General features: G+C 64.3%; 12 protein-coding genes. 6 read left to right on the top strand and 6 right to left on the bottom strand.

Annotated elements, in window-relative coordinates; all coding sequences use genetic code 11:
• Positions 1 to 12 precede the first annotated feature (12 nt).
• From VMR39_RS16050 to VMR39_RS16030, 5 genes are all read left to right on the top strand, one after another.
• Positions 13 to 1,635: an NAD(P)/FAD-dependent oxidoreductase gene (locus VMR39_RS16050; protein ID WP_325416941.1), complete on the top strand. Its 1,623-nt coding sequence runs from the start codon at positions 13 to 15 to the stop codon at positions 1,633 to 1,635.
• 102 nt (positions 1,636 to 1,737) lie between these two features.
• A complete protein-coding gene (locus VMR39_RS16045; protein ID WP_325416940.1) occupies positions 1,738 to 2,769 on the top strand; it encodes a phosphoribosylglycinamide synthetase in 1,032 nt (343 codons plus the stop codon).
• Position 2,770: 1 nt separating this feature from the next.
• The gene (locus VMR39_RS16040; protein WP_325416939.1) at positions 2,771 to 3,580 is read left to right on the top strand and encodes an NTP transferase domain-containing protein; all 810 of its coding nucleotides are present in this window, start codon (positions 2,771 to 2,773) and stop codon (positions 3,578 to 3,580) included.
• A 3-nt stretch (positions 3,581 to 3,583) separates the two neighbouring features.
• Positions 3,584 to 4,669: a sugar-transfer associated ATP-grasp domain-containing protein gene (locus tag VMR39_RS16035; protein ID WP_325416938.1), complete on the top strand. Its 1,086-nt coding sequence runs from the start codon at positions 3,584 to 3,586 to the stop codon at positions 4,667 to 4,669.
• Positions 4,621 to 5,778, top strand: a complete 1,158-nt coding sequence (locus tag VMR39_RS16030; protein ID WP_325416937.1) for a glycosyltransferase — start codon at positions 4,621 to 4,623, stop codon at positions 5,776 to 5,778. The genes VMR39_RS16035 and VMR39_RS16030 overlap by 49 nt, the downstream gene beginning before the upstream one ends.
• 26 nt (positions 5,779 to 5,804) lie before the next feature.
• Here the strand turns inward: VMR39_RS16030 and VMR39_RS16025 are convergent, their stop codons facing one another.
• From VMR39_RS16025 to VMR39_RS16010, 4 genes are all read right to left on the bottom strand, one after another.
• A complete protein-coding gene (locus tag VMR39_RS16025; RefSeq protein WP_325417105.1) occupies positions 5,805 to 6,554 on the bottom strand; it encodes a 3'(2'),5'-bisphosphate nucleotidase CysQ in 750 nt (249 codons plus the stop codon).
• A 26-nt stretch (positions 6,555 to 6,580) separates the two neighbouring features.
• A complete protein-coding gene (cysN, locus tag VMR39_RS16020; RefSeq protein ID WP_325416936.1) occupies positions 6,581 to 8,491 on the bottom strand; it encodes a sulfate adenylyltransferase subunit CysN in 1,911 nt (636 codons plus the stop codon).
• Between the two features lie 132 nt (positions 8,492 to 8,623).
• On the bottom strand, positions 8,624 to 9,535 hold the full coding sequence (gene cysD, locus VMR39_RS16015; protein ID WP_325416935.1) for a sulfate adenylyltransferase subunit CysD: 912 nt from the start codon (positions 9,533 to 9,535) through the stop codon (positions 8,624 to 8,626).
• A 149-nt stretch (positions 9,536 to 9,684) separates the two neighbouring features.
• Positions 9,685 to 10,476 (bottom strand): sulfite exporter TauE/SafE family protein, encoded by a 792-nt coding sequence (locus VMR39_RS16010; protein WP_325416934.1) that lies wholly within the window; start codon positions 10,474 to 10,476, stop codon positions 9,685 to 9,687.
• Positions 10,477 to 10,727: 251 nt separating this feature from the next.
• Here VMR39_RS16010 and VMR39_RS16005 point away from each other — a divergent pair, with 251 nt between their 5' ends.
• On the top strand, positions 10,728 to 11,819 hold the full coding sequence (locus tag VMR39_RS16005; RefSeq protein ID WP_325417103.1) for a mannose-1-phosphate guanylyltransferase/mannose-6-phosphate isomerase: 1,092 nt from the start codon (positions 10,728 to 10,730) through the stop codon (positions 11,817 to 11,819).
• Between the two features lie 54 nt (positions 11,820 to 11,873).
• Here VMR39_RS16005 and VMR39_RS16000 read toward each other — a convergent pair whose 3' ends face one another.
• Entirely contained in the window at positions 11,874 to 12,689 is an 816-nt protein-coding gene (locus VMR39_RS16000) for a class I mannose-6-phosphate isomerase (protein WP_325416933.1), read from the bottom strand.
• Between the two features lie 22 nt (positions 12,690 to 12,711).
• Positions 12,712 to 13,627: polysaccharide biosynthesis/export family protein (locus VMR39_RS15995; protein WP_325416932.1), on the bottom strand; the 916-nt coding region annotated here is incomplete at its 5' end.

The raw sequence follows: 13,627 nt of genomic DNA, 5'->3' as shown, positions 1-13,627 counted from the left end.
TATGGGGCGGCGATGATCCGTCTTTCCGGCCTGAAACTGCCCCTCGACCACCCGGCCGAGGCGATGCCCGTCGCCATTTGCGAGCGCCTTGGCCTCGAACCGCAGGAACTGCGCAGCCACAGCGTCGTCCGGCGCGGCAACGACGCGCGGCGCAAGAATGCGATCCAGCTGGTCTATACCGTCGATGTCGATGTGACCGACGAAGCCGCCGTGTTGGATCGCTTCGCCGCCGATCATGATGTCCGCCCGACCCCGGACACCAGCTACAAGTTCGTGGCCCATGTTCCCGAAGGCTGGCAGGGCAAGCGGCCGGTGGTGATCGGCGCTGGGCCATGCGGCCTGTTCGCCGGCCTCATCCTCGCGCAAATGGGCTTCAAGCCGATCATCCTCGATCGCGGCAAGGTGGTGCGCGAACGGACCAAGGACACCTGGGGCCTGTGGCGGCGCGGCGAACTCAACCCCGATTCCAACGTCCAGTTCGGTGAGGGCGGGGCGGGTACCTTCTCCGATGGCAAGCTCTATTGCCGGGTGAAGGATCCCCGTTTCCTGGGCCGCAAGGTTCTGGAGGAATTCGTCGCTGCCGGCGCGCCCGATGACATTCTGTGGGAAGCGCATCCCCATATCGGCACTTTCCGCCTCGTCTCGATGGTGGAGGCGATGCGCAGGCAGATCGAATCGCTGGGCGGCGAATATCGCTGGCAGCACCGGGTCGACGATCTGGTGCTGGATCGGCAGGGCGACGGCACGCAGCAGTTGCGCGGTCTCCTCCTCCATGACGGCAGCGTGATCGAGACGGACCATGTCGTCCTGGCGGTCGGCCACAGCGCCCGCCCGACCTTCGAAATGCTCCATCGTCGCGGCGTCCATATGGAGGCCAAGCCCTTTTCGATCGGCGTACGGATCGAGCATCCGCAAAGCTGGGTTGATCGCGCGCGTTACGGCAATTGTGCGGGGCATCCGGACCTCGGCGCGGCAGCCTACAGCCTTGCCCATCATTGCGACAATGGCCGTACCGTCTACAGCTTCTGCATGTGCCCCGGCGGCCGCGTGGTCGCTGCCACGTCAGAGGAAGGCCGCGTCGTCACCAACGGCATGAGCCAATATAGCCGCGCCGAATTCAACGCCAATTCCGGACTGGTGGTCGGCATCGACCCGGAGCGCGACTATCCCGGCGGACCGCTCGCCGGCATCGACTTCCAGCGCCACTGGGAAAGCCTGGCCTATATGGCGGGCGGTTCCTCCTATTGGGCGCCAGGTCAGACAGTTGGCGATTTCCTGGCCGGTCGTCCCTCCACCGCGCTGGGTTCCGTCACGCCCTCCTACAAGCCGGGCGTGGCGCCCACCGACCTGTCGCAATGCCTGCCCGGCTTCGTGATCGAGGCGTTCCGTGAGGCGCTGCCCGTCTTCGGTCGCCAACTGGCCAATTACGACCACCCAGATGCGGTAATGACAGGCGTCGAAACCCGCACATCCTCCCCGCTGCGCATCACGCGCGGCAAGGATTTCCAGAGTCTCAACGTCGCGGGCCTTTATCCGGCCGGGGAGGGCGCCGGCTATGCCGGGGGCATATTGTCCGCCGCGATCGACGGCATCAAGGTGGCGGAGGGCGTGGCGTTGGCGATCACCGCCGGCTGACATTTTCCCGTAACAGCATCGTCATGACGATGCCGTCATCCCGTCGTGGCGGCGTCATCCCCCGGTCAAGGACATGTCACGCGCATCGGGCAAAAGGCCCGCATGCTGACCCATATCGACCGCTGCGTACGCATCTCCCCGGCCGACAAGGCCCGGCTGCGCGTCCTCTTCCTTGCCAAACATGCGCGGGCGACGGGCGCGCCTGACGTGGTGGACGGCAATCATGCCATCTATCATCATGAGATGCGCACGACGCTGGAGGATATCGGCTTCAATATCCGGGTCGCTAACAGCTATGAATCGTTGTTCGAACGGCCGGACGTCGATTTCGTCGTCACGCTCCTCAATCGCGGTGGCTTCCAGAATAGCGAGATGATGGCGCCGCTGCTGCTCAACTGGCGCGACGTGCCGCACATGGGCGCCAGCCCGATCCTGCGCGGCGTGTCGGACGACAAATATCTAAGCAAGCTGATCGCTCGCGCGCATGGTGTGCCGACCATGGACGCGCAGATTTTCCGCCGCGGCGGCTTGCCCGCCGAACCCGCCTTCCGCGCCGAGCGGCTGGTGGTGAAGCCCAATGCCTCCTCCGCCTCCTGGGGCCTCGCCATGGTCGACAGCTGGGCGCAGGCGCAGGCGCAGATCGACTATCTGCATGGCGAGGGGCATGACGCGCTGGTCGAGGCCTGGGCGCCGCTACTCGACATCGCCGTCCCTGTGGTGGGAGGCAGCGGCGGCCAGCCCTGGATATTGCCGCCGATGATGTATGTGCCCGCCGATCCGCATCGCGCGCGCAGCCATGAGGAAAAGCGCGGCCTGATCGACGCCGGCGACGATCCGCTGGTGCTGGTCGAGGATCGCGCGCTGCTAACGCAACTGGAAGACATGACCCGCCGGCTGCTCCCCGAACTCTGGCCGTTCGATTATGGCCGCTTCGAGTTTCGCTATGACCCGGTGAGCGGCGCGGTGCAGTTCATGGAAGTAAACCTGTCCTGCAACCTCTGGTCGAAGAAGACCATCTCGCGCTCGGCCCGCTCGATCGGCGTCGATCACCAGACCCTGGTCGAAACCATCATCGGCCACAGCCTGGAGCGGCAGGGAATGTTGACCGAGGCGCCGCTGCGGGTCGCGGCCTGACATGGGCGCTCTGACGACAGCGCTGGTGCTGGCCGGCAAGCGCGACGGTGCCACCGATCCGCTCGCGCTGGAGGCGGGCGTCACGCATAAATGCCTGGTGCCGGTCGCGGGCCAGCCGATGCTCGTTCATGTGATCGATGCGCTGGCGGCGAGCGACCGGATCGGCGAAATCCGCGTCGCGATCGAGGAACCGGCGGTGCTGGAGGGGTTGGCGCAACTGCGCGGGTTGATAACGACCGGACGGCTGGTGCCGGTCGCCGCCCGACTCAATCTGGTGGATTCGGTGCTGGCAGCGGCGGAGGGCGCCGCCTTCCCGCTGCTCATCACCACCGCCGACAATGTGCTGCTGACCCCGTCCGCCATTGCCGAAATGCTGGACGGCTGCATGGCGCAGTGTGCGGACGCGGCCGTGGCTTTCACTCGGCGCGAATCCGTGCTGGCGGCGCATTCTGAAGGGCAGCGGAAATTCTACCGGTTTTCCGAAGACAGCTATTCCAACTGCAACACCTACTGGATGAAGGACCGCGCGGCGCTGGCGACGGCGGAAACCTTTCGTACCGGCGGGCAGTTCGTGAAGCATCCGCTGCGCATCGTCGGCGCCTTCGGCCTCACCAACCTCATCCGCTTCCGCTTTGGCCTCGGCACGCTGGCGGCGACGTTCGAGCGTTTCTCGCGCCGTTTCCACATGACGATCGCGCCGGTGATCCTGTCGGACGGCGCGATCGCGATCGACGTCGACAATGCGCGCACGCGCGGTGTCGCGACGCAGGTGCTCGAACAGCGCGCCGCTCTGTTGCAGGCCGCGGAGTAGCGCTTGCTCACCATCCGCGCAGTCCCGCGCCGGGACGACAACAGCCTGCTCGCCGCCTATCATGCCGGGTTGCGGCGGCACTGGCCGTGTGGCGCGCGTGCGTTGGCGCAATTGCTGGCCAGAACGGGACAGGGGGGATGGTCTTCGTCGGAACGGCAATTGCTGCCCGACGCCGTGCGGCAGGCCGGCCTGTCGATGCGCGATCGCAAGGGGATGCACAGGTTGCTCAATCAGGGCGCCTTCCCCTTCGCCGCCAATCCGCTCAAGAACAAGCAGCTCTTTGCCGAGGTGGCGCAAGCGGCCGGGTTGCCGGTCGCCGCGTCCTGCGATCCGGCGCGCCACGATCTGGAACACTGGCTGGCGGGAGAAACCGACATCATCGCCAAACCCAGCTTCCGGTCGAAGGGGCAGGGTGTGGAGCGGTTCCAGCGTGGTGAGGCCGGTTGGTACGGCATAGACGGTGCGATCGCCGACGCGAGGTTGCTGGCCCGGTTGCGGGCGCTGTGCCAGGCGGGCGGCGTGATCCAGCGCCGGCTGCCGACGCACCATGTGCTGGAGTCATTGTCGCCCGGCGCGTTGCCGACCTTGCGGGTCGTCACCTGCCTGAATGAAGCGGGTGTTCCGGAAGCCTGCGGTCTGGCGCTGCGCCTGTCGGCGGGCGGGGTGCGGCCGGTCGACAATTTCAACGCCGGCAATCTGGTGCTAGGGGTGGACGACCAAGGGCGTTGCCTGACTGGCTGGCTGGGCGGCGGGGGACGCCCGGTGGCGAATGATCGCCATCCCGCAACGGGTGCGGCGATCGTCGGAACGCCCGTACCCGATCTGGTCGAGGCGCTGGCGCTGGCGGCCCGCGCGCATCTGGCCTTTGCGGAGTTCACGGTGATCGGCTGGGACGTGGGGTTGACCGGCGACGGGCCGGTGCTGATCGAGGGGAACTGGAACCCTGGCACCGACATCCTCCAGCTTGTGACCGGGCAGGGGCTGGCGGATATGCGGCTCGGCATGCTCTATCGGCATCATCTGGCCCGGCTTTCGACCGAATGCTGGCGCACGGCGCGGGTGGTGGAATGGGACCGGCGCGGCCGTTGATCTGCGTCTATGTCCATGCGCTGGTTGCAACGGGCGTGGTGCGCAATGCCCGGCTGATCGCAGCCGATCTCGCCGCGCAGGGGCACCGGGTGCAACTGGTCACGGCCTTGCCCGGCGGGGAGGGCGTGTCGGGCGTTTCACATCATATATTGCTGCCCAATGCGCGCCGGTCGCGTCTGCTGGAAAAGGGGCAGGCCGCGCTGGCGCTTCGCCGCCACCTGCGGCGTCAGAAGCCCGCAATGCTGATCTCGGCCGGCAATCACGGTCATGGCGTGGTCTGGGCCGGCAGCCGTGGCGTGCCCGGATTGCACCGGGTCTATCGCATCAGCAACGATATCGTTCGACGCATTCCCGGCGCACCGTCACTTAGCCTCTCCCGCTCGATCCGCCGCGCCATGATGCGAGTCATCGCAGCCGATGCCGCGCATCTGGTGCTGGTGTCGCCGACCCTGACGGACGCGCCTGCCTTCGTCCGAGCGGCGCGGGCGGAGCGGGTGAGCGTCATCGCCAATGGGATCGACGCGACCGCCGCGCGACAGCGGATCGGTACAGATATACCGCATCCCTGGTTCGTCGATGATGTGCCGGTCCTGCTCGCCATCGGCCGGCTCGCGCCGCAGAAGAATTTCGGTACCCTGCTACGCGCCTTCGCGCTGTTGCGGCAGGAAAGGCCGGCGCGCCTCATCATATTGGGCGAAAGCCGGGACAACGCGCGCGCGGCGCTGATGGCACAGGCCCACCAGCTGGGCATGGCGCAGCATGTGGCCTTGCCAGGCACGGTCGACAATGTCTTCCCCTGGCTTGCCCGGTGTGATGCTTTCGTGCTGCCGTCCTGGTGGGAAGGGTCGGCCAATGTCCTGCTGGAGGCGATGGCGGTCGATGCGCCCTGCATCGCCTCGATCAGTGCGGGCAATGCGGCGCAACTGCTGGACGATGGGCGCCATGGCCTGCTGGTCGATCCGGCGGACCCGCGCGCGATAGCGCTGGCAATGGCCGCGCAGGTCGATCCGGCCACCCGCATCCGTCCCGGCGACCGGATCGATCGCTTCGGGATGGACCGCGTATCGGCGGGTTGGGCGGATTTGGCCGGCCGCCTGCTGGCCGGGTGATCGAAAATCCCCCGGCCGCATGACTGTCAGGCGGCGTCCTTCGCCAGCCCGGCGATCAGGCCGAGTACGCGATCGGCATGCTCTTTCCGGCAGATGAGCAGGTCGGGCAGGTAGACGTCGCTCTGGTTGTAGACCAGCGGACTGCCGTCGATCCGGCTCGCATGAAGGCCATGGGCGAGTGCGACGGCGGCCGGCGCCATGCTGTCCCACTCATATTGGCCGCCCGAATGGAGGTAGATGTCTGCCTGGCCCAGGATCACGGCCATCGCCTTGGCGCCGGCCGACCCCATGGGCACCAGCTCGGCGTCCAGCGCGTCCGCCACCGCGACCGCCTCGGCGGCAGGACGGGTACGGCTGACCACCATGCGCAGCTTTGCGGGTGCGGGCGGCACAGCGCGCAGCTGATCGGAGCGCAGCACGGTGCCGCCCTCCAGCCCCGGAAGCGCCACCGCGCCGATCGCCGGCGTTCCGTCGATCGCCATGCCGACATGGACGGCCCAGTCGGCGCGTGCTTCGCCATATTCGCGCGTGCCGTCTACCGGATCGACGATCCATACCCGGCTCTGGTCGAGCCGTGCGGGATTGTCCTTCTCCTCCTCGGAGAGCAGCCCGTCCTCCGGTCGCACTTCGCGCAGGGCGTGGCAGAGGAACTGGTTGGCGGTCTGGTCGCCTGCCTTGCCCAGCGCCTTGGCGCTGAACAGGCCGGATGCGCGGACGTCGAGCAGTAAGCGCCCCGCCACCTCGGCGAGATGGGCGGCGAGGTCGGCGTCGGTCATCGTCGTGATGTCTATCTGGGCTTCGCTCATGGGATGATCCTTGCGACGATGGCGTCTGCCGCTTCTTCGGCGGTCAGGCTGGTCGTGTCGATGTGGATTTCGGGATCGTGCGGCGCCTCATAAGGGCTATCGATGCCGGTGAAATTCTTCAGCTCACCCGACCGCGCCTTCTTGTAGAGACCCTTGACGTCGCGCGCTTCCGCATCGGCCAGCGGCGTGTCGATATGCACTTCGATGAACTCGCCCGGCTGCATCATCTGTCGCACCATGTCGCGTTCCGAACGGAAGGGCGATATGAAGGCGGTGATGACGATCAGGCCCGCATCGGTCATCAGCTTGGCGACCTCGCCCACGCGTCGGATATTCTCCACCCGATCGGCGTCGGTGAAGCCCAGATCCTTGTTCAGGCCATGCCGGACATTGTCACCGTCGAGCAGGAAGGTGTGGCGGTTCATCCGCGCCAGCTTCTTCTCGACAAGGTTGGCGATGGTCGATTTGCCCGCACCCGAGAGGCCCGTGAACCATAGCACAGCGGGCTTCTGGTTCTTGAGGCCCGCATGGAAGTCGCGGCTGACGTCGGTCGCCTGCCAGTGGACATTCTGCGCGCGCCGCAGCGAGAAGTGCAGCATGCCTGCCGCCACGGTAGCGTTGGTGATCTTGTCGATCAGGATGAAGCCGCCGAGTGCCCGGTTCTGCTCATAGGGCTCGAACACGATCTGTTTGTCGGTCGACAGGTTGGCGACGCCGATGGCATTGAGTTCCAGCGTTTTCGCCGCCAGATGCTCCATCGTGTTGACGTTGACCTGATATTTAGGCTGCTGGATGGTGGCGGTTACGGTCTGCGTGCCGATCTTGAGCCAATAGGAGCGGCCAGGCAGCATTTCGTCATCCGCCATCCAGACGATGGTCGCCTCGAACTGGTCAGCGGCCTGCGGCGGATTGTCGGCGAGCGCGATGACGTCACCGCGCGAACAGTCGATCTCGTCGGCGAAGCAAAGCGTCACCGACTGGCCGGCCACCGCCTGTTCCAGATCGCTACCAAGCGTCACTATCCGCGTGATCGTGCTGGTCTTGCCCGAAGGCAGTACGCGGACGGTGTCGCCCGGCTTCACCGTGCCGGTGGCGATCAGGCCCGAAAAGCCACGGAAGTCGAGATTGGGGCGATTGACCCACTGCACAGGCATGCGGAAGGGCTTTTCCGCGTCGGTCGCGCTGTTGACCTCGACCGTCTCCAGATGCTCGATCAGCGCCGGTCCCCTGTACCAGGGCGTATTGGCCGACGGGCCGGTGATATTGTCGCCCTTGAATCCGGAGATCGGGATCGGCGTGAAGGCCTTGATGCCGATCGACTGGGCGAACTCGCTATAATCCTTGAGGATCGCGTCATAGGCGGCCTGGTCATAGTCGACGAGGTCCATCTTGTTGATGGCCAGCACGATATTCTTGATGCCGATCAGGTGAGCCAGATAGGAGTGGCGCCGCGTCTGCGTCAGCACGCCCTTGCGCGCATCGATCAGGATGACGGCGAGGTCGGCGGTCGACGCGCCCGTCACCATATTGCGCGTATATTGTTCATGGCCGGGCGTGTCGGCGACTATGAACTTGCGCTTTTCGGTCGCGAAGAAGCGATAGGCGACATCGATCGTGATGCCCTGTTCGCGCTCGGCGGCGAGGCCGTCGACCAGCAGGGCGAAGTCGATTTCCTGCCCCTGCGTGCCGACCTTCTTGCTGTCGGCCTCCAGCGCCGCGAGTTGATCCTCGAAGATCATCTTGCTGTCGTAAAGCAGGCGGCCGATCAGCGTGGACTTGCCGTCGTCGACGCTGCCGCAGGTGATGAAGCGCAGCATCGTCTTGTGCTCATGCACCTTGAGATACTGGTCGATATCTTCGGCGATCAAGGCATCGGTCTTGTAGATGGGTTCAGCAATATCGGTCATGTTGTCTGTCCCGTCATCCCAGCGAAGGCTGGGATCGTTGTGATCTTGGGGAGGGGCTGCCGGAGAGGCACGAGGCCCCAGCCTGCGCTGGGGTTGACACTTCGTCACCCGCTGCGCGGATGACGTGGCGCGTCAAAAATAGCCTTCCTGCTTCTTCTTCTCCATGCCGGCGCCGCCCGCATCCTTGTCGATGGCGCGGCCCTGGCGTTCCGACGTGGTGGTGAGCAGCGTTTCCTGGATCACCTCCGGCAGCGTCTTCGCCTCGCTCTCCACCGCGCCGGTCAGCGGATAGCAGCCCAGCGTGCGGAAACGGATCGAGCGCATCACCGGCTCCTCGCCGGGTTTCAGCGGAAAGCGTTCGTCATCGACCATCAGCAACATGCCGTCCCGCTCCACGGTCGGACGCTTGTCGGCGAAATAGAGCGGCACGATCGGAACATTGTTGAGGTGAATATATTGCCAGATATCCAGCTCGGTCCAGTTGCTGATCGGGAAGACGCGGATGCTTTCGCCCTTGTTCTTGCGGGCATTGTAGAGGTTCCACAGCTCGGGCCGCTGGTTCTTGGGATCCCAGCCGTGGCTGGCGGTGCGGAAGGAAAAGATGCGTTCCTTCGCCCGGCTCTTTTCCTCGTCGCGGCGCGCACCGCCGAAAGCCGCGTCGAAACCGTAGAGGTTGAGTGCCTGCTTCAAGCCCTCCGTCTTCCACATGTCAGTGTGCAGCGGGCCATGATCGAACGGATTGATGCCGCGCTCTTGCGCCTCGGGATTCTGGTAGACCAGCAGTTCCATGCCGCTTTCCTGCGCCATCCGGTCGCGCAGCTTGTACATTTCCTGAAACTTCCAGGTCGTGTCGACATGCAGAAGCGGGAAGGGTGGCGGCGAGGGATAGAAGGCCTTCCGCGCGAGATGCAGCATCACCGCGCTGTCCTTGCCGACGGAATAGAGCATCACCGGCTTTTCCGCTTCCGACACCACTTCCCGCAGGATGTGGATGCTCTCGGCTTCGAGTCGCTCCAAATGGGTCAGAGTCTTTGCGTCCACCAATCAATCCTCGCAATTTCTGTGCGCAATCCCATGCCATCAAGCAATGGATCGAAAACCTCCCATATGGGAGGTTAATTGCCGAATGCCATGCGATGGGTTGAGCCGCCGACAATATGGCAGCGGCCAGTGGGACATCGGGTAGCGCGTGGTCAGCCGATCAGGCGCCATCCTGCGACGAGCAGCACTGTTGCGAGCAAGGGCTGCAACACGCGTTCCGGCACTTTCGATGCCAGCATCGACCCCAATATGATGCCGGGGACAGATCCGATCAGCAGGTTGAGCAGCAGGATCAGGTTGAAATTGCCGATCCACAAATGCCCTATGCCCGCCACCAATGTCAGCGGCACGGCATGGACGATATCGGTGGCGATCAACCGTTGCAGCCGCATCCGCAGCGGATAGAGCGCGAGCAACAGGGTTGCGCCCAACGCGCCCGCCCCGACGGACGTCAGCGTCACCATCGTTCCCAGGAGGGCGCCGGCTGCCACGGTCAGCCCGGTCTGATAGCGCAGAAAGTTACTTGCCGTATCAGTGCGGGCGTGGACGGCCCAATGGTGAAAGCGGTTGCGGAAGAGGGTGGCGAAGGCGGTCAGGATCAACACGATGCCCAGGGCCGACATGATCAGGCCGCTTTTGATCTGGTGGGCGTCGATCTGGGCGAGCAGGATCACAACGATGATGGCGGCAGGCAGGCTGCCAAGGCAGAGACGCCGAATCACTTCATAGTCGGGACCGCCGTGCGCGCCGCCATGCCTGTGATGGACGAAGCCGCCCACCGACTTGGTGATGGCCGCGAACCAAAGGTCGGTGCCAACCGCGGTAGTCGGTGAGACGCCAAAAAGGAGGATCAGGATCGGCGCCATTAACGATCCGCCGCCCACGCCGGTCATGCCCACCATGACGCCGACGAACAGTCCGGCGACCGCATGTAACCAATCCATTCACACCCCCAAGTCCGCAATGCCTTGATCGGGCGATGCTCGCAGGGGCATATCCGCAGCGACCGGGGGCGAACAACCCCTTTTGTCGATTGGCGCGGGGCGCAAAAAAGTCGGCGCCTTGCCACATCGGATTGCATCGGATCATTTGCCCGAATAGACAGTCATAAATGGTTGAGTTGACATGTCGTATCGACTGCCGGTCGCATCGACATGCCGATAATGCCTCAGTCAATTGTCAGGGACCATCAGCCATTTCCGTCATCTCTTCTCATGGGCCCATCTATCCGGTCATCTTGTCGGGTGGGTCCGGTACGCGCTTATGGCCTCTTTCGCGGCCCGAGTGTCCCAAGCAGTTCATCCCGCTTGTGACCGATCGTTCCATGATGCAGGAAACATTGTTGCGCACTTTGGGGGTGCCCGGTTTCGAGCCGGCGCTGGTCGTTTCGAGCGCTAGCCATGGGGCACTGGTTCGGGAACAGGTAGCCGCGCTGAACCATATGCCTGCGGCCGTCATATTGGAACCGATGGGCCGCAACACCGCGCCAGCCATCGCTCTTGCCGCCAACTGGATTGCCAAGCAAGATCGCCAAGCGCTGATGCTGGTCATGCCTTCCGACCATGTCATTGCAGACGTGCCTGCTTTCCATGCAGCGATCGCTGCCGCTGCCCCGGCCGCGCGAGATGGACGTCTCGTCACTTTTGGTATTCAGCCCCATTATCCTGAAACCGGCTATGGCTATATTGCCAAGGGAGATGCTCTCGACGCCGATGGCGTGGTTCATACGGTCGCCCAGTTCGTCGAAAAACCGCCGCGTGCCCAGGCTGAAGCCTATCTGGCCGGGGGGCGGCACTACTGGAATGGTGGCATCTTCCTGTTCAGCGCGGGGGTGTTGCTCGACGAACTGGAGCGTTATGCGCCTGCGGTGGCAGCTTCGTCAGGTCACGCCATGGCAGCATCGCGTCAGGAGGATGGCTTCATCCTTCCGGATGAAACGGCTTTTGGCGCAAGCCCCGACATATCGATCGACGTCGGAGTGATGGAGAAAACGGATCGTGCCGCCGTTGTGCCGGTCGATATGGGGTGGTCCGATGTCGGCTCCTGGGATGCGCTCTGGGCGATCCGCGACCGGGATGGCGATGGCAACAGCATGAAGGGCGGCGTGGTCAGCGTCGATGGTGTCGGCAACCTGATCTATGTTGACGGCGGGCCGCCAGTCGCGATGATCGGGCTGCGCGATTCCGTGGTCGTGTCGACGGCAAAGGGCGTCTTGGTGATGCCACGCGACAGGTCTCAGGATGTGAAGACCGTGGTGGAGAGGATCAGGGGTGGCGCGCTTGTCTGATCCGCAGATCGCGCGGGGCTTCTCAGGCTGGCGCGATGGGGCCTTCAGGTGACGCTAGATCCGGGTCGATGTTGCGAGCAAGGCGGATGTGGGCGCCAGCGCTTCGATCAGGCATTGGCCATCGAGCAACCAGCATTCACCCTTGCTCCAGTTTGCGCCATTGATGGTACCATGTCCGTCAAGCGGCGTGAACCATAGCTGATCAGTTGCCGGCAACGTCATTGCGCCGATGTCCCAATGGCACAGCGTCAGTGTAAATGGGGCACCGTCCGGTGTGAGCGTCGTTTCTTTCGTTCCGATCGGCGCGTGGATGACCGGCCGCCGATAGGGTTCGAGGAGGCTGACCGATAGTCCTTGGTCGAGGTGCAGTTCGCGCGGTCGCCCATAATCGTATAGCCGATAGGTGATATCGGCATTCTGCTGGATTTCGGCCAGCACGATGCCGGCGCCAATGGCATGAACGGTTCCGGCCGGGATGAAATAACAGTCGCCCGGCTGTACAGCCTTCCAGTCGATCATGTCCTCGATCGAGCCGTCCAGCGCGGCGAGACGAAAATCCTGCGGCGTCGTCGGCCGTTTGAGGCCGATTCCCAAAGTCGCGCCCGGCTCGCAATCGAGAATATACCAGATTTCCTCCTTGCCCCGGGGCAAACCCGATGCGCGGGCGGCCGCATCGTCGGGATGGACTTGGATTGAAAGCCGTTCGCTGGTGAAGATATATTTGACGAGCAGCGACAGGCTGGCTTCGTCCTCAAACCAGATTTCGCCGATCGGTGTCCCGCCGGTCGGTCCGAAGAGGGGTGGCAAGGCTTCGCGACCCCAAGGCTTTTCCACGAGGCGCGGCTGCAATTGTCGTACGGCACGGGCCAATCCGCTGCTCCTCATGCTCCGATCAGTTTGTACTCACCGCATTGTCGATCGCGACAAGGGGCAGGACTGTCGATGCGAACAGGCCGATGATCCGCTGGACTTCGGCAACCGGATTGTTGGATACGTAGAGCACGTCCTTGTTGTGGACAGCGAACTGCTGCATCGCAAAATAAGTGGCTGGATCCTTCAGGTCGACCCGATAGATAACCGGAATCCGGCCATCTGGTCCTGGCGCGACGTCCGCGCCGTGGTTGGGGACCAGTGCCGGGTCTTCCCAACGGAAAAGGAAAACGCCCTTGGCATCGGCGCGGCCATCCTGAAGGCCGCCCACGCGGCCCATGGCCTGGGCGAGGGTGATGCCGGTAGCCTCGAAATTTACTTCCTCATTCTTGCCTGAAGCGCCGAGCGCGGTGAAGCTGTAGGGCTGGAACAGGGCCGTGACGACGTCCCCCTGTTGCAACACGACGTTCTGGCTTGGGTCGCGGATCACCGCAGACATGGGCATGGCATAGACCTGCCCGCCGCGGCTGACCTGGATGGTGACCTTGTCGGAAGGTGCTTTGGTTCCGCCGGCTGCCGCAATCGCGTCGAGAACCCGTTCGCCCTTCGGCGTCAACGGCATGCGGGTGCTCTCGGCCACTTCGCCCACGACAGCCACATTGGCGCTCTGGTTGCGAAGCAGGCGCACCGCGACTTGCGGCAGATGGGCCTTGCCGCGCAGCCGGGCCGTGATGTCGCGCTCAATCTCGTCCAATCGGTGCCCGGCCACTGGCACCAGCCCGGCAAATGGCACCGAAATGCTGGCCGCGGAGATGTCCAGCACTGGCTGCGGGTAGACCCCGAGCAGGACCAGCAGGACCGCCAGGCCGAGCACCATGCTCAGTTCGCGGGCATCGAGGCCGAGGATCGGCTCGTCGGACTGGCTGGGGCCGAAGTAG

The sequence above is a fragment of the Sphingobium sp. genome (assembly GCF_035511395.1).
Classification (GTDB): Bacteria; Pseudomonadota; Alphaproteobacteria; order Sphingomonadales; family Sphingomonadaceae; genus Sphingobium.
Note: the sequence above shows the minus strand (reverse complement) of the source record. Positions and strands in the feature narration are given on the sequence as shown.